The organism is Catenuloplanes indicus, from assembly GCF_030813715.1.
Classification (GTDB): domain Bacteria; phylum Actinomycetota; class Actinomycetes; order Mycobacteriales; family Micromonosporaceae; genus Catenuloplanes; species Catenuloplanes indicus.
Window position 1 is genome coordinate 2,421,416 of the sequence record NZ_JAUSUZ010000001.1, and the last position, 22,278, is coordinate 2,443,693.

The window sequence follows — 22,278 nt, forward strand, 5'->3', positions numbered from 1 at the left end:
CCAGCGCCGGCGGGTCACGTCAGACGAACAGCTCCGCGATCTGCACCGCGTTGAGCGCCGCACCCTTGCGCAGGTTGTCGTTGGAGCAGAAGAACGACAGGCCGTGTGCGACCGTCTCGTCGCCGCGGATCCGGCCCACGTAGGTCGGGTCCTGCCCGGCGGCCTTCAGCGGCGTCGGCACCTCGTCCAGCGCGACGCCGGGCGCGGTGGCCAGCAGCTCGCGCGCGCGATCCGGCGTGATCGGCCGGGCGAAGCGCGCGTTGATCTGGAGCGAGTGGCCGGTGAAGACCGGCACGCGGACGCAGGTGCCGGAGACCTTGAGGCCCGGGATGCCGAGGATCTTGCGGCTCTCGTTGCGGAGCTTCTGCTCCTCGTCCGTCTCGTTGAGCCCGTCGTCCACGATCGACCCGGCCAGTGGCAGCACGTTGAACGCGATGGCCTGGGAGAACTGCCGCGGTGCCGGGAACTCCACCGCGGCGCCGTCGTGGGTCAGCTCGGCGGCCCGGTCCGCGACCTTGACCACCTGGTCGGACAGCTCGGACACGCCGGACAGCCCGGCGCCGGAGACCGCCTGGTAGGTCGCGACGACCAGCGCCTCCAGCCCGGCCTCCTCGTGCAGCGGGCGCAGCACCGGCATCGCGGCCATCGTGGTGCAGTTCGGATTCGCGATGATGCCCTTCGGCCGGTCCTGCGCGGCCTGCGGGTTGACCTCGGCCACGACCAGCGGCACGTCCGGGTCCATCCGCCACGCGGACGAGTTGTCGATCACGATGGCGCCGGCGGCCGCGACCGTCGGCGCCAGCTCCTTGGACGAACCCTTGCCGGCCGAGAAGAGCACGATGTCGAGGCCGGTGAAGTCGGCCGTGGCCGCGTCCTCCACCGTGATCTCGCCGCCCGCCCACGGCAGCGCGCGCCCCGCCGACCGGGCCGACGCGAACAGCCGCAGCTGCTCGACCGGGAAGTTGCGCTCCGCCAGGATGCGCCGCATGACGCCACCGACCTGGCCCGTTGCTCCGACAATGCCAATCCGCATGACGACGAGGTTACCGACCTTTCACCGGTGCTTCGAATCCGGAATCCCACCAGGTGAACGCGGGTGTGCCGGGCGTCGGAGGACTTGTGCGGGGCCGAGCGGCAGGCCGGGTTTTCTGCGGCCGGTGCCGACCCGGGCCGCAGAAAAAATCTGACGCGAATACGCCACATCGGGCTGTCATCATCCGTTCATGGAGTCCGGGATCGCGCTTGCCCACGCGTACCATCGCGAGGTCGTCGGTCCGTTGTTGCGCCGCGAGGCGCCGCGGCTGCCGCACGCGGCCGGCCGGCTCGGGACCGGCTCGGACGTGCTCGGCTTCGACGACGACGTGAGCCGCGACCACGACTGGGGTCTGCGGCTGCAGTTGCTGCTCGACGACGCGGACGCGGACCTGGTGCCCTACCTGGACGAGCTGCTGGAACGGGAGCTGCCGGACCGGTTCCGCGGTCACCCGGTGCGGTTCGCGACCACCTGGGACCCCCGGCCCCGGCACAAGGTCTCGGTGCACACCGTGAACGGCTTCGCGCGGGAGCGCCTCGGCTTCGCCTTCGACCCGGCGGACACAGCCGGCTGGCTGATGCTGACCGGGCAGGCCGTGCTGGAGGTGACGGCCGGGCCGGTCTTCGCGGACAGCACGGCGTGGCTCGGCCCGCTGCGCGCGTCGCTGCGCCACTACCCGGCCGAGGTGGAACGGTACGTGCTGGCCGCGGGCTGGCACCGGCTGTCCCGGCTGCCGCTGCACGCGCGCGCGGCCAGGACCGGTCAGCCACTGCACGCGCGCCGCCTGGCCGGGACGCTCGCCGAGGACGTGATGCGGCAGGCGTTCCGGCTGTGCCGCACCTGGGCGCCGTACGACAAGTGGTTCGAGCGCGCGTTCCAGCGGCTGCCGATCGCGGCCGAGCTGACCGGCCCGCTGACCACGGTGCTGCACAGCGGCGACCCCCGGGTACGCGAGGACGCCCTGGTCACGGCCGTCCGCGTACTGCTTGCCCGGCAGCGTGAGCGGGGACTGCCGACGCCACCGGACGGGGTCGGGCCGTTCTTCACGCGCGCGTCCCGGTCGATCCGGCCGGAGGTACCGGCCGCGCTGCTGGCCGGGCTGACCGACCCGGTGCTGCGCCGGCTGCCGCCGGAGGCCGGCGCGATCGAGCAGTGGCTGGACAACCCGTGGTTGCTGGCCCGGCCCGCGATGCGCGCGCCGCTGGCCACCGCGTATGCGCAGTGGCTGTCCGGGTGACCCGCCGGCGCGGCGCTCCGGCGCGCCGGACGCGGCATCACCGGCGAATGAGGCAAGATCCTCAGGTGCTGTGGGCTGAAGATCTCGACACCTCCGTGCTGGCGCCGCGTCAACGGGCGATCCTGGGCGTCATCCGGGACTGGGTGGTGAAGCACGGTTACGCACCGTCCACCCGGGAGATCGGCGACGCGGTCGGGCTCGCCTCCACGTCGTCGGTCAGCCGGCACCTGCGCACGCTGGAGGACCTGGGCTTCCTGCGCCGGGGCCGGACCGCGACCCGGCCGGTGGACACGCGGATGTTCCTGGACAGCGGCGGCGACCGTACGGCGCGTGACGAGCAGACCGTGGGCGTGCCGCTGGTCGGCACGATCGCGGCCGGCGCGCCGATCCTCGCGGAGGAAGCCGCCGAGGAGACCCTGCAGCTCCCCCGCGACCTGGTCGGCCGCGGCACGCTGTTCAGCCTGCGCGTCCAGGGCGACTCGATGATCGACGCGGCGATCTGCGACGGCGACATCGTGGTGGTCCGCCAGCAGCCGGACGCCTACAACGGCGACATCGTGGCCGCCATGATCGACGAGGAGGCCACGGTCAAGGTCTACCGCCGCCGCGCCGGCCACGTGCTCCTCGAACCCCGCAACCCGGCCTACCAGCCGATCGACGGCGACCACGCCACCGTCCTCGGCAAGGTCGTCTCCGTCCTGCGCCGCGTCTGACACCACAAGAGCCCCGAAGCGGATTTTCCCGCTTCCGGCGTGGTGCGGCCCGCCGGCTCCCGCGGGCACCGGTCCCGCGGTGGCCGGGACGAGCCCGTGCGCTACCGGAAGGCCAGTCGCGCAGACCATAGCGGTGGCCACCGACGGTTTTCTGTCGCACCCGGGGCGCAGAATGAGCGTGTGCTGGTGGCGGCGGTTCCGGGGGAGGACCGCGGCGGGCGACTCGCTCCGCTGCGTGTCTCCGGCGCGCCCGCGGGCCGGGTCACGCCGGTGGCCGACCTGGCCGCGGCTGTCGCCGCGTGGGAGCGGCGTGACCATCCGCGCTGGCTGTGGGCGAGCACCGACGGCATCTATCCGGGGCTGCTGCGCGCCGGGGCCCGCGTCGACCGCTGTCACGACCTGGAGCTGACCGAGACACTGCTGCTCGGCTACGACGGGCGCTGGGGTGAGCCGCGCGCGCTGGCCGCGGCCTGGGCCCGGCTGTCCGGTGGGCCGGTGCCGCGCGACCCGCCGCCCCGGCAGGCCGAGCCGCCCGGCGGTGGGCAGGCCGCGCTCTTCGACACCGGGCCGCCGCCGGCCGAGATCGGCACCGATCCGCTGACCGCAGTCACCGAGGTGTACGCGGACCAGGCCGGCCGGATCGCGCGCACCGCGTACCCCGGCCGGTTCCGCCTGTTGGTCGCGGCCGAGTCGGCCGGTGCGCTGATCGCGGCCGAGATGGGGCGGGACGGGCTGCCGTGGCGGGCCGACGTGCACGACCGGCTGCTGATCGAGCTGCTCGGGCCGCCGTCGCCGGTCGGCGGGCCGCCGCGCCGGCTCGCCGAGCTGGCCGGTGCGATCAACGACGCGTTCGGCGTGCGTGGCCTGCACCCCGAGTCCCCCGCGGAGCTGCTGCGCGCGTTCGCGAAGGCCGGTTTCGACCTGCCCAACACGCGCCGCTGGGTGCTGCGCGACGTCCGCCACCCCGCCGTGCCGTTCCTACTGGAGTACAAGGAGCTCTACCGGATCTGGACCGCGCACGGCTGGGCCTGGCGGGACGCGTGGGTGCAGGACGGCCGGTTCCGCCCCGAGTTCGTGCCCGGCGGCGTCGTGTCCGGGCGCTGGGCCACCCGCGGCGGCGGCGCGCTGCAGATCCCCAAGGTGGTCCGGCGGGCGGTGGTCGCGGACCCGGGCTGGAAGCTGGTCGTCGCGGACGCGGGCCAGCTCGAGCCGCGCGTGCTCGCCGCGGTCTCCGGCGACGCCCGGCTCGCCGCCGCCGGTGCCGCCGGTGACCTCTACGCCGCGCTCGCCACGGACTCGTTCGGCGGCGACCGTGCCAAGGCCAAGATCGCACTGCTCGGCGCCATGTACGGCCAGACCGGCGGCGCCGCGATCCCGGCGCTAGCGGTTCTGCGCCGCAGCTACCCGCGCGCGTTCGACTACGTCGAGGCCGCCGCCCGCACCGGCGAGCAGGGCGGCCTGGTCCGCTCCTGGCTCGGCCGCACCTGCCCGCCCCCGTCCGCCTCGTTCGCCGCGGACGGCACGCTGCTCACCGCGGACTCCGGCGACACCGGCGGCGGCGCCGCACTCGACGACGACATGCCGCGGGCCCGCCCCGATGCCAGGGCCCGCGGCCGCTTCACCCGAAACTTCGTCATCCAGGCCACCGCGGCCGAGTGGGCGCTCGTGCTGCTGGCCTCGCTGCGGACCGCGCTGGCCGGCACCGACGCCCAGCTGGTCTTCTTCCAGCACGACGAGGTCATCATCCACTGCCCCGCCGACCAGGCGGCCGCGGTCGCCACCGCCGCCCAGCACGCCGCGGACCAGGCCGGCCGGCTGCTCTTCGGCGACTCACCGGTTCGCTTCCCGCTCGAGTCGTCCGTCGTGGACTGCTACGCGGACGCGAAACCGTAGCCGGATAGGGTCGCCGCGTGATCGAGCAGAGTTTCGAGTGCGGCCGCTGCGGCCGGCGCCACGACGGCCTTCCGTTCAGCTACGGCGCGGAGGCCCCCGCGTACTGGCGGGAGGACTTCGAGTCGGACGAGCACAGCGTCCTGGACGAGGAGCTGTGCGTGATCCAGGCTGAGCACTACTTCGTACGGGCTCGCCTGATCATCCCGGTGCACGACGCCGCCGACGATTTCGAATGGGGGGTCTGGACCACGCTGAGCCGGCCCAACTTCACCCGCATGGTCGACATGTGGGAGACCGCGGGCCGGGAAGCGGAACCGCCCTACTTCGGCTGGCTCTCCACCGAACTCCCGGCCTACCCGGTCAGCACGCTGAACGTGAAACTCATGGTGCACACCGGCGTTCTCGGCGAACGCCCGCACGTCCTGGTCGAACCGACCGGCCACCCGCTGGCTGTCGAGCAGCGCGACGGGATCACCACGGCCCGGGTACGGGAGATCGCGTCGCTCGTGATGCACGGCGACGCGTGAGTTCCGGAGCGCGTGGCGGGCCATCAGATCGGTTGTGCCGCCGACGGATGCTTCCGGCCGCGTGCGGCGTCCGCCAGCGACACAAGGCCGATGATCTGGCCGGCTTCGCCCGGGCGCCGGCGGACGGGGCAGTCAGGCACACGAGACGAAACCCGTATGACTATGAGGAACGGCCGGGCCGGCGGGACCCGGAACCTTCGCCCTTCCCCCGGTGCCGAGACCCGCCGGAGGCGCTCTGACCCACACCACCGGATGGCGAAAGCCGCCATATAGCGAAATGCCGGGCGCGAAGCGACCGACACTTCCCCTCGCCGAGTTGACGGCGGAAATCGCGTGGTTCTGGGGTTACCCACGACGCGACCGGCTCCGGACGGCGGGCCGGAGCGGAGCCAGCGGAGTCGGAGGGACGCCGGAGGTTTGCCCGCGGGAGCACGCCCGAAGCACCCACGCCGGAAGCCGGAAACGAACTGCAACAAGGAACGGGGACGGCCGAGAGGCCGTCCCCGCAGAACGGAACAACCCGCTTACTTGACCGCCCCCGACGTCAACCCCGACTGGATCTGACGCTGGAAGATGGCGTAGATGACGATCATCGGCAGGATGGCCATCGTGAGGGCCGCGAAGAGCCCGCCCCAGTCCGCGTCGAAGCCCGCGCTGGTCGAGATGTTCGCGATGCCCTGGGTCAGCACCCATTTCTCCTCGGCGCCCTCGCCCTGGAGGAGCGCCAGCGGCAGCAGGTACTGGTTCCACTGGCCGATCACGTTGAAGATCGTGATGCTGATCAGGCCGGATCGCGCCATCGGCATCATCACCTGGAAGAACAGGCGGGTGTGTGATGCGCCGTCCATGACGGCGGCCTCGGCGACCGAGTTCGGCAGCGACTTGAAGAACGCGGCCAGGAAGAACACGGTGAACGGCAGCGAGTACGCGATGTAGACCAGGACGAGGCCGACGTACGAGTTGAGCAGGCCCAGGTTGCGGACCACGAAGAACAGCGGCACCAGCGCCAGGAAGACCGGGAAGGCCAGGCCGCTGACGAACAGGTAGTAGATGGCCCGGTTGCCCCAGAAGCTGTAGCGGGCGAGCACGTAGGCGGCCATCGCGCCGAGCAGCATCGTACCGGCGGTGCTCAGGCCGACGACGAACACGCTGTTCAGGAAGTACTGGCCGACGTGTGCCTCGGACCAGGCGCGGGCCCAGTTGTCGAGGCGGAGTGCGCCGGGCATGGTCCAGGCGTCGCCGAAGATCTCCTCGTTGGTCTTGAACGAGGCGAGGAACGTCCAGATCAGTGGCGCGATGATGAGCAGCGCCCAGACCGCGAGGAACAGGTGGCCGAAGCCGGCCAGCACGTTGACCTCGCGCCGGGTCTTCTCCGGGGAGGGGGCGGCGGACTTCACCGGCGGCTTTTCGAGATCGACTGACATGGCCGCCTCACATCTCGACGGATTCACGCCGGCTGACCCGGAGGCTGAGCGCGGCGAACGTGATGGTCAGGAAGAAGAGCGCCACGCCCATCGCGGACGCGTAGCCGTACTTGGAGTAGGTGAACGCGTTGCGGTAGATCTCCATGCCGATCACGGTGGTGGAGCCGTCCGGGCCGCCCTGGTCGACGGTGAGCGTCTGGACGATGGCGAACGCGTCGAACGCGGCGATGCCCAGGTAGACCCAGGCGACCTGGAGCGTGTCCCAGAGCAGCGGCAGCGTGACCCGGAAGAACATGCTCATCCGGGTGGCGCCGTCCAGCATCGCGGCCTCGTAGATGTCCTTCGGGATGTTGGACATGCCGGCCGAGAAGAGCACGACGTAGAAGCCGACGGCCTGCCAGACCAGCACCGCGATGATCGACCAGAGCGCGAGGTCCGGGTTGATCAGGAAGCCGATCGGCTCCAGACCGATCTTGGTGACCAGGCTGTTGATCATGCCGGAGCCGTCCGGGCGGTAGACCGACTGGAACAGCACACCCAGGATCGCGACCGCCAGCACCTGTGGGAGGAAGAAGACGACGCGGTAGAACTTGGAGCCCCAGACGCCGGTCATGATGCCCTGCTTGGAGCCGCCGCCGACGTTGAGCATGAACGCCAGGAAGAGCGCGATGATGATCGTGACCAGCGGCAGGGCGAGCAGCAGGATCCCGTGGTGCTGCAACGCCTTCCAGAACACGTCGTCCTGGAACAGCCGTGTGAAGTTCTCCAGGCCGATGAACTGACCGGGAGACAGCCCTCGCCAGTTCGTCAACGCCATGTAGAACGCCTGCGCGTACGGCGCGATGACGAAGACGACGTAGATCGTCACGGGGGCCGCGAGGAACCCGATGACGAACGGGTACTTGCCGTGCCGCATGTGGACCAGATCCTCAGGAAAGATGGGCGGGACGCCCTGGTGAGACGCCCCGCCCGGCGAACATCAGCGAGTGAACTTCGTGATCGACGAGTCGGCCTTGATCGCGTCGGCCTTCTTCTGCATCCGCTCGCAGAACTGGTCCGCGTTCTCCCGGCCGAACATCAGCGCGTTCGTGGCGGTGCGCAGCTCGGTGTCGAGCTCCTTGTACCAGCTGTCGAAGCGGTACGAGAAGACGCCGGGACCGGCCGCCTTCAGCACCGCGGACGCACTGGTCAGACCGGGCGAGAGCTGGATGCCCTCCTCCGCACCGGCCACCGCGGTCAGCGACTTGTTCAGCTCGATGAAGCCCTTCGCGCCCTTCGACGACAGCATCTGCCGCATGTACTCCATACCGCCGCGCGGGTTCGCACCCTTGGCGGAGACGAAGTACGGCTCACCCGCGGTCGCGTACAGCCCGGTCGGCAGCGTGGCGCCGTCGGCGGCCGGGACCGGCATGACCGCGTAGTTGAAGCCCTCCGGCGTGGAGGCGGACTGCTCGGCCTCCAGCCACGAACCGGACGGGTAGAACGCGACCTTGCCCTGGTTCTGCTTGAGCTGCACCTCGGTGTGGATCAGGCCCTCGTCGGCCTTGTCCATGTACTTCGCACCGATCTCGGCCCACTGCTGCGCGGCGGTCTTGACCGCGGGGGCGGTCCAGGCGCCGTCGGCCAGGTTGTCGATGTTCTTCAGGATGTCCGGCCCACCGATCTTGGCGGCCGAGGTGAGGATCACCAGGTACTGGTAGTACGGCGCGTTCTTGCCGGCGTACGCGTACGGCGTGATGCCCGCGGCCTTGATCGTGTCGAGCAGCTTGGTGAAGTCCGTCCAGGTGGCCGGGACGGTCCAGCCCTTGTCCTTGAACAGCTTCTCCGAGTACCACAGGCCGTAGACGGTGAAGACGTAGTTCAGCACGTACGGCTTGCCGTTGTACGTGCCCGACTCGACGGTGCCGGCGACCAGCGTGTCCGAGACCTTCTTGGCCGCGTCGTCCACGGACGGCGCCGCGAACAGCTCGGTCAGGTCCTGCAGCTGGCCGTCCTGGATCAGCGTGCCGAAGTCCATGTACTTGGTGCCGGAGTTGTTCACGAAGTCCGGCGGGGTGCCACCGGCGAACCGCGGCTGCAGCGTGGTCGCGATCTCCTGGGTGGCGGAGTGCTTGATCTGCGCGTTCGGGAACTTCGCCTTGTACAGCGGCTCGTGCACGTCGGTGGCGTACTTCTCGCCGTACCCGCCGTTGAAGATGACCACCTCGAGCGGGGCGTTGCCGTCCACGCCGAGCGGGTTCTCCGCGTTCTTCTCGCCTTCCGCCTGGTTGGCCGGCTCGTCCTCGCCACCACCGGTGACGCAGGCGGAGAGGAGGCCCATGGCCGGAGTGGCCATCAGGCCCGCGGCCGCGGTCCGGCGGAGCAGTGTCCGGCGGGTGAGGTCGTTGTCAGACATGGTGTCGCAGCTCCTTGATGACGAACTACATACCTGGGGCGGAGGATTTTTACTCTTTGCGGCCCTTGTGCCCGTCGACTGCCCGGGCGGTGCGCTGAAAGGCCGCGTGGGAACGTTCGGTGGTCCGCTGCGCGACCGCGATGTAGAGCAGGTCCAGCACGACCAGTTGCGGGTGCCGCGCGGAGAGCGCGTCCGGCCGGAACGTGGTGGCCTGCGTCGCGGTCAGCAGGACTATGTCGGCCAGCTCCGCCAGTGGTGCGCGCGGGAAACTGGTCAGGGCCACGGTGGTCGCACCGTGACTGCCGGCCTCGGCCAGCATCTCGATCGTCTCGCGGGTCTGACCGCTGTGCGAGATGCCCAGCGCGACGTCGCCGTCCCGCATCAGCGCGGCGCTCGCCAGCCCGTTGTGCACGTCGGTCCAGGCCCAGGCCGGCACGCCGATGCGGTGCAGGCTGAACTGGAACTCCTCGCCGACCAGCGCGCTGCCGCTGGCGCCGAAGATGTTGACCCGGTTCGCGGTGGCGATCGCGGCCGCCGCGCGCTCCACCTCGGCCAGGTCGAGCAGCGCGGCCGTGTCCTGCATGGCCCGGGTGTCCGCGGCCATCAGCTGGTCGAGCACGCGCCCGAGGGGGTCGCCCGGCTGGATCTCGCGCCCGATGTCGACCGTCCAGCCCGCCGCGCGGGCCCGGCCGGTCTCGGCCGCGATGTCCAGCCGCAGGTCCGCGTAGCCCTCGAAGCCGAGGGCCCGGCAGAACCGGGTGATCGTCGCCGGAGAGGTGCCGCTGCGCTCGGCCAGCTCCACGATCGTGGACCGGGCCGCGACGGCGGGGTCGGCCAGCACCTGTTCCGCGACCCGCTGCAGCGCGCCGGTGAACTCCGGCAGCCGCGAGCGCACGCGCACCAGGACGCCGCCCTCCCGCGCGGAGGCATCCGTCACCGCAGGGACCGCGGTGGTGTCCACCTCCGTCATTAACGCTCCTCCGAAAAGAATGTTTACTGTTTGGTGGTAAAACTTCTTACTGACGCCCCCCTTGTGTCAAGACTTCGGTTGAAGTTTTCAAACCGTTACCTCAACCGCGGTCACCGTACGTTCACACCGCCGTGCTAACAGGACCCTAAAGACATGCAGCAAGCTGCATAAACGCTGCTCACGCTCTGATCACTGGGCGTCAGCATGCCGCCGCGAGACTTAACAAGATCGAAATCCATGAGGGTACGGCCGGCAACCCTGGCCTGGTCACTCGCGATCCGTCGCCCCGGTCCCTGAAAATCCGTCTTACCGGAACACGCACACGAAAAAGCCGGCAACCCGTCCTGGGTTGCCGGCTTTTCGCCGCTGTGCCGGAATCACACCGTCGCGGGCGTCTCCTCCGCGATCGCGGTGTCCGCCGGGAGCGTGTCCATGAACGAACTCACCGAGAAGACCGCGTTGCCGGCGCCGGGCGGGCCGTAGCCGGGCGGCGGCAGGATGCCGTTCGCGTCCATCGTCGCGCGGTACCGGTCGAGCAGCCGGATGTGGTACTCCAGCGGCGCGCCCTCCGGGTTCATCTGGCCCAGCGGCGTGGTCGGCTCCGGGCACCAGGTGGTGAAGCGCGGCAGGATGCCCCGGGACATGAAGTACTGCAGGCCCTCACCGGTCGAGTCGATCGCCTGCTCGACGTCCCGGAAACCGCCGGGCGCGGCCATCTCGATGCCGGCCACGAAGTTCGGGATCACGTTCCGCGGGCCGAAGATCTCCGCCGAGTCGAGGATCCGGCGGTGCCATTCCTCACGGCCGACATAACGCTCCTTGCCCGGGCAGTAGAGCTCGAACAAGCGCTTGTCCCACACCTCGTAATTAGGGTGGTAAATGCGCACGCCGTAGTCGTAGAAACGCTGCACGTCCGCCTTCGGAAGCGCCTGCGCGACCACCTTGCCGATCCAGCGGCCGGGGAACCGCTCCTCGATCGCCTTCGCGTACCGGCCGTAGAAGTCCGCCTCGGCCAGCCCGTCCACCTTGGACGTGACCGAGCCACCGGTCAGCGTGTAGGCCTTGGAGGCGCCCAGCGTGTCGTACTTGTCGATGATGTCGAGCGCTTCCAGCACCTCCTGCACCGGCTTCACCCCGGTGTACGGCCGGCCGGCCGCCTTGTGCTGACGCCAGTTGTGGTTGATGTCGCAGTACTGGCATTCTTCCTTGGCGCCGAAATACTGGCAGACCCGGAAAACGGTCAGGTAGATGAGGTAACCCCACTGAATCGTGGGTGCCACCTCCATCACCGACTTACCGTTCCGCAGCGTGTGCCGGTAATAGTCCGGCATCGGCGGCAGGCCCACGTCGGAGATCGCGCGGCCGTCCAGGAACAGTTTCGCGCGCCCCTCCTCGTCCGCCGCGATCTTGTACGGCGACGCCGGGTTGACCCGGACCGAGACCACGGTGCGGCGCAGGTCGTACGGCCCGCCGGTCAGGATGATCTCCTCCGGCGGGCGGCGCAGCGCGGCCTCGCCCAGCTCCGGCAGCGTGCGGTGGTCGAACGAGAAGATGAAGTACGACTTCGGCTTGACCTCGCCCTCGTCGCCGTCCGTCAGCATCGAGCCGTCGAAGGCGACGCCGCCGCGGAGCAGGTCCTCCTTGATGACGGCCTCTTTCGGGATGTGCGGGAACCTTGCCATCAGGTCCTCGATGACGTCGGTACGCCTATCCATCGCCGCGATCTCCGTCCTGCCGTGTCTGACACCCGGCTCCAGTCTCCACCTCATCACTTGTACTCGGCGAACCGCCCGGGGGCACTTACCGCTGTGCCGCCTGTCACCACGCGTCCTCAGTCCGGCAGCAGCGCGATCGCGGCCTCCCGGGACAGCGACCGGCCGCGCGCCCGCGCGTCCGCGAACACGTCCGCGCCCAGCTCCGCGGTCAGGCGCTCGGTGAGCACCGCGTGGTCCAGGCTCAGCCGGTCCGGGCCGCCCCGGATCGACTCGGCCGCGCCCAGCAGCTCCGCCGCCTCGGCCGGGCGGCCCTCCGCGCGGCGCACGAACGCCAGCGCCACCGCCGTCCGGGCCACCACCGGCACGTCCGCGGTGCGCAGCCCGGCCGCCACCGCGCCCGGGATCAGCGCCGCGGCCGCAGCCGCGTCACCGCGCTCCGCCGCGATCACCGCCAGCCCGCAGTCGATCAGCACGTCGACCTGCGGCGGCGCGGTCCGGGCCACGGCCATCAGCGCGCGCGACCGCAGCAGCTGCGACTCGGCCCGGTCCAGGTCGCCGAGCGCGGCGAACGCGCTGCCGAACGTCACGTACGCGAACGACTGCGCCCGCAGCGAGCCGGACAGGTCGCACTCGGCCAGCACCGCCTCGAACTCGGCCCGCGCGTGCTCCGGGCCGCCCTGCCGGGCCGCGATCAGCGCGCGCCAGATGCGCTGGTGCGCCACGTCGTCGGTCACGTTCAGCGTGCGCAGCAGCGTGATCGACTCGTCCAGCACGGCCAGCGCCGCGTCGAACTCACCGCCGAACGCCAGCGCCTCGGACAGCTCGGTCAGCGTCATCGCGAGCCCCATCCGCTCGCCCAGATCACGGAAGATCCCGGCCGCGGTCTCCAGCTCGTGGCGGCGGCCGGCCGGGTCGCCGTCGTTCTCCCGCACGTGCGACCGGATCAGGTGCATCATGGCGCGCAGCCACGGGTCCGGCCCGGCCAGGTGTCGCTCGATCACGGCCAGCGCGGCCGGCATGTCCTCCGCGAAGATCGGCAGGGCGGCCTCGATCAACGCGAAGAACGGATGCCGCCGCTCCGCGTCGCCGAGCGCGTCCAGCCGGGCGCGGATCTCGGCCACCCCGGCCCGCTGGTCGATCTCGGTGAACCGTGGCATCAGGCGGCCGACCAGCACGATCAGGCGCGCACCGGCCGGTGCCGGACCGGGCAGCGCGCTCGCCAGCTCGCACCACTCCAGCGCCTCGGCCTGCTTGCCGGTGATGATCCAGTACATGCCGAGCGCCGCGGTCAGCCGTACCGTCGTGTCCTGGTCTTTGATCTCCGCCGCGAAGCGCAGCGCCGCGATCAGGTCGTCGTGCGCGCCGTCCAGCCTGGCCAGCCACTCCAGCTGCGCGGCACGGCGCAGGTGCGGCTCGGCCTCCTCGGCCAGCGCCAGGAAGTGCCGCGCGTGCACGACCCGGGTGGCGTGCGTCCCGCCGGACGCGTCCAGGCGCTCCGCCGCGTACGCCGCGATGGTGTCCAGCATCCGGTAGCGCGGCTCGGCCGCGTCCGCCGCCGACGCGGTCTGCACCAGCGACCGGTCGACCAGCGACAGCAGCACCTCACCCGGCACGTCGCCGACCGCCTCCGCGTCGGCCAGCGTGAACGCGCCCGGGAACACGGCCAGCCGCGCCGCGAGCAGCGCCTCGGTCTCGTCCAGCAGGTCCCAGCTCCAGGAGACCACCGCGCGCAGCGTGCGGTGCCGGGGCAGCGCGGTGCGGCTGCCGCCGGTCAGCAGCGCGAACCGGTCGTCCAGCCGCCGCACCACCTCCTGGATCGGCAGCGCCCGCAGCCGCGCCGCGGCCAGCTCGATCGCCAGCGGCATCCCGTCCAGCCGGCGGCACACCTCGACCACCGCGTCCACGGTCGTGGCGTCCACCGCGAAGTCCGGCCGCACCGCGACCGCCCGGTCCCGGAACAGCCGCACCGACGCCCAGCCGAGCGCCTCCGCCGCGGTCACGCCCGCCCACGGCGGAGGATCCAGCGGGGGTACGGGACAGAGCGCCTCCCCGGCGATCCCGAGGCGCTCCCGGCTGGTCGCGATGATCCGCAGTCGCGGGCAGCTGCCGAGCAGCTCGTCCGCCAGCCGGGCCGCGCCGGCCACCACATGCTCGCAGTTGTCCAGCACCAGCACCGCGTCGTGCGGCGCCAGCAGCTCCACCAGCCGGTCGACCGTGCCGCCGGGCGCCCGCGCCGCACCGAACGAGGCCACCCGCAGCTTCTGCAGCGCCCCGAGCGCGGCCTGCGCCACGTCCCCGTCCGCGGCCACCGGCGCCAGCTCCACCAGCCAGACCCCGCCCCGCGGGCCGCCGTCCTCCGGCCGCTGATCCCGCGCGGGCTCCCGCGGTGCGACCGCGGTCCCCGGGTGCCCGTCGCGCCCGTCACCGGCTCGCCCGCCGCCGCCCTCCCGTGCGCGCCCGTCGCCGGCCGCGGCCGGCCGCGCGGCGGCCACGGCGGTGAGTGCCGGCGTGGTGGCGCCGGTTCCGGCGTGGATCTCGTGGGCGACCGTGGTGGCCAGCCGGGTCTTGCCGGCGCCGCCGGGGCCGACCAGCGTGACCAGGCGTCCCTCGGTCAGCTGCTTGATCAGCAGCGCGCGCTCGGCCCCCCGGCCGACGAAGCTGGTGATCGGCGCGCGCAGGTTCGTCCCGGCCACCGGCGTGCCGGCCGGCTCCGGCCGCTGACGCAGCGCCGCCAGGTGCACCGCCTGCACCTCCGGCGACGGGTCCACGCCCAGCGTGCCGGCGAGCCGTTCGCGCAGCTCCGCGTAGCCGGTGAGCGCCTCCGCGACCCGGCCGTCCGCGATCAGCGCACGCATGCGCAGCGCGTGGATCCGCTCCCGCAGCGGGTGCGCGGCCTCCAGCTCGCCCAGTTCCGCGATCAGCTCGGCCGGCACGCCCGTGTCACCGGCCGCGGTCAGTTCCGCCTCGGCCCGGTCCTCCGCGGCCGCCAGCCGCAGCTCCTCCAGCCGGGCCGCCGCACCCTGCGCGTAGGGCGCGTCCGCCGCGTCCGCGAGCGCGGCACCGCGCCACAGCCGCAGCGCCTCCCGCAGCACCGCACCGGCCTCCGCCGCCCGTCCGGCGCGCAGCTCCCGCCGCCCCTCCGCGACCAGCCGCTCGAACCGCACCGCGTCCACCGCGTCGGCCGGGAGCTCCAGCACGTACCCAGCCGGCGTCGAGCGCAACACGCCGCCGTCCGGCAGCGCCCGCCGCAGCCGCGACACCAGCTGCTGCACCGCCCCGACCGGATCGCCCGGCGTCTCGTCCCCCCACAGCGCGTCCGCCAGCGTCCCGACCGACACCGCCCGCCCCGGGTCCAGCGCCAGCCTGATCAGCAGCGCGCGCAGCCGCCCACCGGCCACCTCGACGGCCACCCCGTCGGCGGCCACCTCCAGCGACCCCAGAATCCCCACCCGCACCAGGCCACTGTCTCACCCCGGCACCGCGCCCGGCTCCCCCGACGGGAGCAGCCCGCCCTCATCCCCGGGGCGTAGCGGCTCCCCTCGGCGCAGACCACGCCGAAGCGGGAGACAGGTGCTGTCTCCCGCTTCGGCGGATGTGGTGTGCGAGTGGGACGTCAGGTGCGGCGGCGGTAGGCGCGGACCGCGAGCGGAGCGAAGACGATCAGAAGCGCGAAGGACCAGGCCAGGGTCTTGAGAACCGGGGCGGTGGCGTCGGGCGTGCCGAGCATCAGGGCGCGGGCGGCCTCCATCGCGTGGGTGGCAGGGTTGATCTTGACCCAGGCCTGCAGCCAGCCGGGGAGCGTGTCGGTGGGGACCATCATGTTGGTGCCGAAGGTCAGCGGGAACATGACCAGGAAGCCGAGGCCCTGGACCGCGCCGGGCGACCGGACGAGCATGCCGATCAGCACCGAGACCCAGCTCAGGCAGAACCCGAAGGTCATGGTGACGAGCGCGGCGGCGAGCAGCTGGAGCGGGTCGGTGCCGATCCGGAAGCCGATCGCGTAGCCGAAGGCCAGCAGGACCACGATCGCGACCACGAAGCGGATCAGGTCGCCGAGCACGGAGCCGACCAGCGGCGCGGACCGGGCGATCGGGAGGCTGCGGAAGCGGTCGAAGACGCCCTTCTCGATGTCGGTGTTGAGGTTCGTGCCGGTCACCGTGGACGCGAACATGATCGTCTGCACCATGATCGCCGGCAGCAGGAACTGCAGGTAGTCGTGCGTGGATCCGGCGATCGCGCCGCCCAGCAGGTAGACGAAGATGACGACGAACAGGATCGGCTGCAGCGTGACGTCCAGCAGTTGCTCGGGCGTGCGGAGCGTCTTCAGCAGGCTGCGCCGCGCCAGTTGCAGGCTGTGCCGGGCCAGGCCGAACGGGCGCGGCTGGGGCCGGGCCGGTACCGCGGGCGCGCCGACCAGGGTGGAGGTGCTCACGCCGCCACCTCCGCGAGCTCGTGCCGGCCGGTCAGGCTGAAGAAGACCTCGTCCAGGCTGGGCAGGCGCAGTGCCAGTTCCAGCACCGGGATGCCGGCGGACTCCAGTTGCCGGACCACGTGGCCGAGCGCGGCGTCGCCGTCGACCGGCACGGTGAGCACGCCGCGGCTGGGCGACTCCGGCGTCACACCCGCGATGCCGTGCAGGATGTCCGCGACCGCGGGCACGTGCTCCGGGTCGAGCGGCCGGACCACCACGGTCTGTCCGCCCACGATGTGCTTGAGCTGCGCGGGCGTGCCGTGCGCGATCACCCTGCCGTGATCGATCACGGAGATCTCGTCCGCGAGCGCGTCCGCCTCCTCAAGGTACTGCGTGGTGAGCAGCACGGTCACGCCCTCGGTGACCAGCCGGCGGACCATCGCCCAGACGTCGTCGCGCTTGGCCGGGTCGAGGCCGGTGGTGGGCTCGTCCAAGTAGATCACGTCCGGCCGGCCGACCAGGCTCGCGGCCAGGTCGAGGCGGCGGCGCATGCCGCCGGAGTACGTCTTGACCGGCCGTCCTCCGGCGCCGGTCAGGTCGAACTGCGCCAGCAGCTCGACCGCGCGGGCCTTCCCCTCGGCGGCACCGTAGTCGAGCAGCGCCGCGATCAGCTGCAGGTTCTGCAGGCCGGTCAGGTCCTCGTCGACGGACGCGTACTGACCGGTGAGCCCGATCAGGCGGCGCACCTTCACCGCGTCCTTGACCACGTCGAAGCCACCGACGGTGGCGCGGCCGCCGTCCGGGCGGAGCAGCGTGGCCAGGATCCGGACCGCCGTCGTCTTGCCGGCGCCGTTCGGCCCGAGCACGCCGAGCACGGTGCCCGGCTTGCCGATCAGGTCGACGCCGTCCAGCGCGGTCGTCTCTCCGTAGCGTTTCACCAGGCCCTCGGCCTGGAATGCGGCGGTCATGGTCACCCCTCGGGTCGTCTTGGCGGTGTTGCTCACCGAAGACTCCGGGACGCCGCTGACAGCGCGGGCACAGATCCCTGACACGACCCGGGCGGATCGTGTCAGGGAGGGCTCGGCCAGCGTCAGGTCTGGGTGGGGAAGCCCAGGTTGAGGCCGCCGTGCGACGGGTCGAGCCAGCGGCTGGTGACGACCTTGCCGCGGGTGAAGAAGTGCACGCCCTCCAGCCCGTGCGCGTGCGTGTCGCCGAACAGCGAGGCCTTCCAGCCGCCGAACGAGTAGTACGCCATCGGCACCGGGATCGGCACGTTCACGCCGACCATGCCGGCCTCGACCTCGTGCTGGAAGCGCCGGGCCGCGCCGCCGTCGTTCGTGAAGATCGCGGTGCCGTTGCCGTACGGCGAGTCGTTGACGAGCTTCAGCGCCTCGTCGTACGACGGGACCCGGACCACGCACAGTACCGGGCCGAAGATCTCGTCCGTGTAGATCGACATGTCCGGCGTGACGTGGTCGAAGAGCGTCGGGCCGAGCCAGAAGCCGCCGGCCTCGCCGTCCACCATCGGGTCGCGGCCGTCCACCACCGCGGTCGCGCCGGCCTCGACGCCCGCCGCGACGTAGGAGGCCACCCGGTCGCGGTGCGCGCCGGTGACGAGCGGGCCCATGTCGCAGTTGCGCCGTCCGTCGCCGGTGCGGATGCCGGACATCCGGGAGGCGATCCCGGCGACCAGTGAGTCGCCGACCGGGTCGACGGCCACCACCACGGAGATCGCCATGCAGCGCTCACCGGCCGAGCCGAAACCGGCGTTCACCGCGGCGTCCGCGGCCAGGTCCAGGTCCGCGTCCGGGAGCACCACCATGTGGTTCTTCGCGCCGCCGAGCGCCTGCACCCGCTTGCCGTTCGCGGTGCCGCGCTCGTACACGTACCGTGCGATCGGGGTTGATCCGACGAACGAGATCGCCTTGACCGTGGGGTGGTCGAGCAGCGCGTCGACCGCCTCCCGGTCGCCGTGCACCACGTTGAGGACGCCGTCCGGCAGGCCGGCCTCGGCGAACCACTCGGCCATCAGCACGGCCGCGCCCGGGTCCTTCTCGGACGGCTTGAGCACGACCGCGTTGCCGGCCGCGATCGCGATCGGCACGAACCAGAGCGGCACCATCGCCGGGAAGTTGAACGGCGAGATGACCGCGACCACGCCGAGCGGCTGGCGGATCGCGTACGAGTCGACGCCGGTGGAGACGTTCTCGCTGAAGCCGGCGCGCAGCAGCGTGGGGATACCGCACGCGTACTCGATCACCTCGATGCCGCGCTGCACCTCACCGGCCGCGTCGGAGAGCACCTTGCCGTGCTGCGCGGTGATCACGGCGGCCAGTTCGTCCCGGCGCGCGTTCACGATCTCCCGGAACGCGAACAGCACGGCGGACCGCTTCGTCAGCGACGCGTCCTTCCAGCTCGTCGCGGCGGCCGCGGCCACACCGACCGCCTGATCGACATCAGCGGCGGAGGCGAGGAGGACCCGGTCGGCGACCGTGCCGGTCGCCGGGTCGAAGACGTCGCCGGTACGGGTGGAGGCGCCTTCCCAGCGCTTGCCGCCCACGAAATGGGAGATCATCGGATCACCGCCTCCGCGTCGACCGTCGCGATCGCGTTCACCAGGATCCCGAGTCCTTCGCGGGCCTCGTCCTCGGTGAGCGTGAGCGGCGGGCCCATCCGGAGCACGTTGTTGTAGAGGCCGCCCTTGCCGACCAGCAGCCCGTTGCGGCGGCACTCGTCGAAGACCCGGACGGTCGCGGGCGCGTCCGGCTCGCGCGTGCCGGGCCGGACGAACTCCAGGCCGATCATCAGCCCGCGTCCGCGTACCTCGGCCAGGATCTTGAACCTGGGTTGCGCGGCGCGGAGGCCGTCGAGCAGGATCGCGCCGGTGCGGGCCGCGTTCGCTTGCAGGTCGTGGTCGAGCAGGTAGTCGAGGACCGCATTGCCGGCCGCCGTGGAGATCGGGTTGCCGCCGAACGTGGAGAAGCTGACCGCCGGCACCGCGTTGATCACCTCGGCGCGGCCGACCACACCGGCCAGCGCGAACCCGTTGCCGATGCCCTTCGCGAAGGTGAGCAGGTCGGGCACCACACCGTGCGCCTGGTAACCCCAGAAGTGCTCACCGGTACGGCCCCAGCCGGTCTGCACCTCGTCGGAGATGAGCAGGATGCCGGTCTCGTCCAGCACCTTCTTCAGCGCGCCGAGCGTGCCGTCCGGCGCGTGCACGAAGCCGCCGACGCCCTGGATCGGCTCCGCGATCAACGCGGCCACGTCACCCGCTGTCTGCGTGGCGAGCACCTCGCGCAGGTCCTCGACCGCCGCGTCGATGTGATCGGAATCGGACAGCCCCGCCAGCAGACCGCGCACCCGGTCGCCGGAGTGCAGCCAGGAGACGCTCAGCGGGTTGAGCGAGCTGGCCGACCAGCCGCGGTGCCCGGTGACGCCCATGGTGGCGAGCGTGCGCCCGTGATAGCTGTTCCGGATCGCCAGGATCTGGTGGGAGCGGCGCAGGTTCGAGGCCATCAGCAGCGCGGTCTCGTTCGCCTCCGAGCCGGAGTTGGTGAAGAACACGCGCGCGTCCGGGATGCCGGAGACGCGGGCGATCTTCTCCGCCAGCTCCACCTGCTGCCGGATGAGGTATAGCGTCGAGGTGTGCACGACGCCGGTGGCCAGCTGGCGCTCCACCGCCTCGCGGACCTCCGCGACGTCGTACCCGATCATGTTGGTCAGCACGCCGCCGAAGAAGTCCAGGTAGCCGCGGCCGGCCTGATCCACGACCCGGCGGCCGGAGCCGGAGACGATCTCGATCGGATCGTCCGGGTAGTAGATCGGCACCCACGACGGCAGCACCGCACGGTGGCGGGCCAGGAGGTCATCGCCCATGACCTGCACGCTTCCACCGCTCGGGCACGAAGACAACTGGCACGCTGTCATCCAGCGGGACCGGTCACCTGACACATCGCCAATGAGATCAAAATCGGTCACCGGGTACGGCGTGAGCACCCACCCACCGGACAGAGGAGGCGTCGCACAGCCGGGGCGGCTACCGTTACGCCATGTCAGAAGTGGTGTACCCGCCCGTCATCGCAGCGTCGAAGCTGATGTTCAAGGTTCTGGACCTCAAGATCCGGGTCGAGGGCGCGGACAACGTGCCCCGCGAGGGTGGCGCGGTGCTGGCCAGCAACCACATCGGCTACCTCGACTTCATCTTCGCCGGTTTCGGCGCACACCCGTCCCGGCGCCTGGTCCGTTTCATGGCCAAGCAGGAGGTCTTCAAGCACCGGATCTCCGGCCCGCTGATGCGCGGCATGAAGCACATCCCGGTCGACCGCGACTCCGGCATCCAGTCGTTCCGGGACGCGCTCACCGCGCTGAAGAGCGGCGAGGTGGTCGGCATCTTCCCGGAGGCGACGATCAGCCGCTCGTTCACCGTCAAGGAGGTCAAGTCCGGCGCGACCCGGCTGGCCATGTCCGCCGGCGTGCCGCTGATCCCGGTCGCACTCTGGGGCACGCACCGGCTGTGGACCAAGGGCCGGCCGCGCACGCTCACCCGCCGGCACACGCCGATCACGATCCTGGTCGGCGAGCCGATGGAGGTGAACCGCAAGGACGACATGAACGCCGCCACCGCGGAGCTGCGCCGCCGGATGACCGTGCTGGTCGAGAAGGCGCAGCGGGAGTACCCGGACAAGCCGAAGGACGACGCGGACCGCTGGTGGCAGCCGGCGTATCTGGGCGGCTCCGCGCCGCAGCCGGTGATCGCGCCCGCCAGCTGATCTTCCGCAGGGCATCGGTCCTGGTTACCGGCCGGTTTTCCGGCTTCCCGGGTGGTGTCGAAGCCGCGAACCTACGGTACCGTAACCGTAGGTTCGCCATCCCCTCTGGAGGTCCTGTGACCGTCGACGAAGCAACCACGCGAGCACTGCTGCTCGATCTTGAGCCCGTGGTGGAGACCAACCTGAACCGGCACATCGGCCTGGCCAAGGAGTGGTTCCCGCACGAGTACGTCCCGTGGTCCGACGGCACGAACTTCGACGGCCCGCTCGGCGGCACCGCCTGGGAGCCGGAGCAGTCCAAGCTCTCCGAGGTCGCCCGCACCTCGCTGATCGTCAACCTGCTCACCGAGGACAACCTGCCCAGCTACCACCACGCGATCGCGTCCATGTTCGGCCGCGACCGGGCCTGGGGTGACTGGGTGCACCGGTGGACCGCGGAGGAGGGCCGGCACGGCATCGCGATCCGCGACTACCTGCTGACCACGCGCGCGGTCGACCCGATCGAGCTGGAGCGGCTGCGCATGTCGCACATGTCGGTCGGCTTCGAGAACGAGCACGACCAGAGCATCCTGCACTCGATCGCGTACGTGTCGTTCCAGGAGCTGGCCACCCGCGTCTCGCACCGCAACACCGGCAAGTTCTCCGGCGACCCGGTCTGCGACGCCATGCTGGCCCGGATCGCCACCGACGAGAACCTGCACATGGTCTTCTACCGCAACCTGCTCGAGGCGTCGCTGAAGCTCTCCCCGAACCTGGCGATGCGCGCGATCACCGACGTGGTCAGCTCGTTCCAGATGCCCGGCCACACCATCGAGAACTTCTCCCGCAAGTCCGTGCAGATCGCCATGGCCGGCATCTACGACCTGCGCATCCACCACGACGAGGTGCTGATGCCGGTGCTGCGCAAGCTCAGGGTGCTGGAGACCGACGGCCTCACCGACGACGGCGCCAAGGCCCGCGACGAGCTCGGCGAGTTCCTGGAGAACCTGGACAAGCAGGCCACCCGCTTCACCGAGCGCCGCGACGCCAACCGCGCCCGCCAGGCCGCCCGCCAGCAGTCCTGACCCCTTCCCCGGAGCCCGCCGCAGCCGCCCACCGCCGCTCGGCGGGGCTTCCACCCGCGGCCGGTTCCCGCCCACGGCGAGGTACCAGCCCACGGCGGGCTTCTACCCGCCGAGGGTTTCCCGC

The 22,278-nt window shown here is 71.4% G+C and carries 17 protein-coding genes; 6 read left to right on the forward strand and 11 right to left on the reverse strand.

Features of this window, described 5'->3' with window-relative positions:
- Positions 1-19 precede the first annotated feature (19 nt).
- Complete coding sequence (locus tag J2S42_RS10935; protein ID WP_307238184.1) at positions 20-1,033, reverse strand: aspartate-semialdehyde dehydrogenase; 1,014 nt, start codon at positions 1,031-1,033, stop codon at positions 20-22.
- A 190-nt stretch (positions 1,034-1,223) separates the two neighbouring features.
- On the opposite strand from J2S42_RS10935, the gene J2S42_RS10940 reads away from it, so the two are divergent.
- The 4 genes from J2S42_RS10940 (at position 1,224) to J2S42_RS10955 (ending at position 5,403) form a co-directional block, all read left to right on the forward strand.
- On the forward strand, positions 1,224-2,270 hold the full coding sequence (locus J2S42_RS10940; protein ID WP_307238186.1) for a DUF4037 domain-containing protein: 1,047 nt from the start codon (positions 1,224-1,226) through the stop codon (positions 2,268-2,270).
- A gap of 47 nt (positions 2,271-2,317) precedes the next feature.
- The gene (lexA, locus tag J2S42_RS10945; RefSeq protein WP_307238188.1) at positions 2,318-2,983 is read left to right on the forward strand and encodes a transcriptional repressor LexA; all 666 of its coding nucleotides are present in this window, start codon (positions 2,318-2,320) and stop codon (positions 2,981-2,983) included.
- 180 nt (positions 2,984-3,163) lie between these two features.
- Positions 3,164-4,876, forward strand: a complete 1,713-nt coding sequence (locus J2S42_RS10950) for a bifunctional 3'-5' exonuclease/DNA polymerase (RefSeq protein ID WP_307238190.1) — start codon at positions 3,164-3,166, stop codon at positions 4,874-4,876.
- 17 nt (positions 4,877-4,893) lie between these two features.
- A complete protein-coding gene (locus J2S42_RS10955) occupies positions 4,894-5,403 on the forward strand; it encodes a DUF2199 domain-containing protein (RefSeq protein WP_307238192.1) in 510 nt (169 codons plus the stop codon).
- A 524-nt stretch (positions 5,404-5,927) separates the two neighbouring features.
- Here J2S42_RS10955 and J2S42_RS10960 read toward each other — a convergent pair.
- The 10 genes from J2S42_RS10960 to J2S42_RS11005 form a co-directional block, all read right to left on the reverse strand.
- The gene (locus tag J2S42_RS10960) at positions 5,928-6,827 is read right to left on the reverse strand and encodes a carbohydrate ABC transporter permease (RefSeq protein WP_307238194.1); all 900 of its coding nucleotides are present in this window, start codon (positions 6,825-6,827) and stop codon (positions 5,928-5,930) included.
- 7 nt (positions 6,828-6,834) lie between these two features.
- Complete coding sequence (locus tag J2S42_RS10965; protein ID WP_307238196.1) at positions 6,835-7,743, reverse strand: carbohydrate ABC transporter permease; 909 nt, start codon at positions 7,741-7,743, stop codon at positions 6,835-6,837.
- Between the two features lie 63 nt (positions 7,744-7,806).
- Positions 7,807-9,222 carry an N-acetylglucosamine/diacetylchitobiose ABC transporter substrate-binding protein gene (ngcE, locus tag J2S42_RS10970; RefSeq protein WP_307238198.1) on the reverse strand — a complete coding sequence of 472 codons (1,416 nt, stop codon included), beginning with the start codon at positions 9,220-9,222 and terminating at the stop codon, positions 7,807-7,809.
- Positions 9,223-9,271: 49 nt separating this feature from the next.
- On the reverse strand, positions 9,272-10,192 hold the full coding sequence (locus tag J2S42_RS10975; protein ID WP_307238199.1) for a MurR/RpiR family transcriptional regulator: 921 nt from the start codon (positions 10,190-10,192) through the stop codon (positions 9,272-9,274).
- 377 nt (positions 10,193-10,569) lie between these two features.
- The gene (locus J2S42_RS10980) at positions 10,570-11,907 is read right to left on the reverse strand and encodes a radical SAM protein (RefSeq protein WP_307238201.1); all 1,338 of its coding nucleotides are present in this window, start codon (positions 11,905-11,907) and stop codon (positions 10,570-10,572) included.
- Between the two features lie 116 nt (positions 11,908-12,023).
- Complete coding sequence (locus tag J2S42_RS10985; protein WP_307238203.1) at positions 12,024-15,362, reverse strand: ATP-binding protein; 3,339 nt, start codon at positions 15,360-15,362, stop codon at positions 12,024-12,026.
- A 158-nt stretch (positions 15,363-15,520) separates the two neighbouring features.
- Positions 15,521-16,339, reverse strand: a complete 819-nt coding sequence (locus J2S42_RS10990; protein WP_307238205.1) for an ABC transporter permease — start codon at positions 16,337-16,339, stop codon at positions 15,521-15,523.
- Positions 16,336-17,286 (reverse strand): ATP-binding cassette domain-containing protein, encoded by a 951-nt coding sequence (locus tag J2S42_RS10995; protein ID WP_307248695.1) that lies wholly within the window; start codon positions 17,284-17,286, stop codon positions 16,336-16,338. Before J2S42_RS10995 ends, J2S42_RS10990 begins: the two co-directional genes overlap by 4 nt.
- 122 nt (positions 17,287-17,408) lie before the next feature.
- Positions 17,409-18,893, reverse strand: a complete 1,485-nt coding sequence (locus J2S42_RS11000) for a CoA-acylating methylmalonate-semialdehyde dehydrogenase (RefSeq protein WP_307238207.1) — start codon at positions 18,891-18,893, stop codon at positions 17,409-17,411.
- Positions 18,890-20,197, reverse strand: a complete 1,308-nt coding sequence (locus J2S42_RS11005) for an aspartate aminotransferase family protein (protein ID WP_307238209.1) — start codon at positions 20,195-20,197, stop codon at positions 18,890-18,892. The genes J2S42_RS11000 and J2S42_RS11005 overlap by 4 nt, the downstream gene beginning before the upstream one ends.
- Positions 20,198-20,370: 173 nt before the next feature.
- On the opposite strand from J2S42_RS11005, the gene J2S42_RS11010 reads away from it, so the two are divergent.
- Entirely contained in the window at positions 20,371-21,090 is a 720-nt protein-coding gene (locus tag J2S42_RS11010) for a lysophospholipid acyltransferase family protein (RefSeq protein WP_307238211.1), read from the forward strand.
- A 116-nt stretch (positions 21,091-21,206) separates the two neighbouring features.
- Positions 21,207-22,154 (forward strand): acyl-ACP desaturase, encoded by a 948-nt coding sequence (locus J2S42_RS11015; protein WP_307238213.1) that lies wholly within the window; start codon positions 21,207-21,209, stop codon positions 22,152-22,154.
- Positions 22,155-22,278: the final 124 nt, after the last annotated feature.

Excerpts from the sequence above, each read along its gene's own strand:
- J2S42_RS10995 (WP_307248695.1), bottom strand. The coding sequence starts at position 17,286 with ATGACCGCCGCATTCCAGGCCGAGGGCCTGGTGAAACGCTACGGAGAG.
- J2S42_RS10980 (WP_307238201.1), bottom strand. The coding sequence starts at position 11,907 with ATGGATAGGCGTACCGACGTCATCGAGGACCTGATGGCAAGGTTCCCG.
- lexA (WP_307238188.1), top strand. The coding sequence starts at position 2,318 with ATGAGGCAAGATCCTCAGGTGCTGTGGGCTGAAGATCTCGACACCTCC.
- J2S42_RS10965 (WP_307238196.1), bottom strand. The coding sequence starts at position 7,743 with ATGCGGCACGGCAAGTACCCGTTCGTCATCGGGTTCCTCGCGGCCCCC.
- J2S42_RS10960 (WP_307238194.1), bottom strand. The coding sequence starts at position 6,827 with ATGTCAGTCGATCTCGAAAAGCCGCCGGTGAAGTCCGCCGCCCCCTCC.
- J2S42_RS11005 (WP_307238209.1), bottom strand. The coding sequence starts at position 20,197 with ATGGGCGATGACCTCCTGGCCCGCCACCGTGCGGTGCTGCCGTCGTGG.
- J2S42_RS11010 (WP_307238211.1), top strand. The coding sequence starts at position 20,371 with ATGTCAGAAGTGGTGTACCCGCCCGTCATCGCAGCGTCGAAGCTGATG.
- ngcE (WP_307238198.1), bottom strand. The coding sequence starts at position 9,222 with ATGTCTGACAACGACCTCACCCGCCGGACACTGCTCCGCCGGACCGCG.
- J2S42_RS11000 (WP_307238207.1), bottom strand. The coding sequence starts at position 18,893 with ATGATCTCCCATTTCGTGGGCGGCAAGCGCTGGGAAGGCGCCTCCACC.
- J2S42_RS10975 (WP_307238199.1), bottom strand. The coding sequence starts at position 10,192 with ATGACGGAGGTGGACACCACCGCGGTCCCTGCGGTGACGGATGCCTCC.
- J2S42_RS10935 (WP_307238184.1), bottom strand. The coding sequence starts at position 1,033 with ATGCGGATTGGCATTGTCGGAGCAACGGGCCAGGTCGGTGGCGTCATG.
- J2S42_RS10940 (WP_307238186.1), top strand. The coding sequence starts at position 1,224 with ATGGAGTCCGGGATCGCGCTTGCCCACGCGTACCATCGCGAGGTCGTC.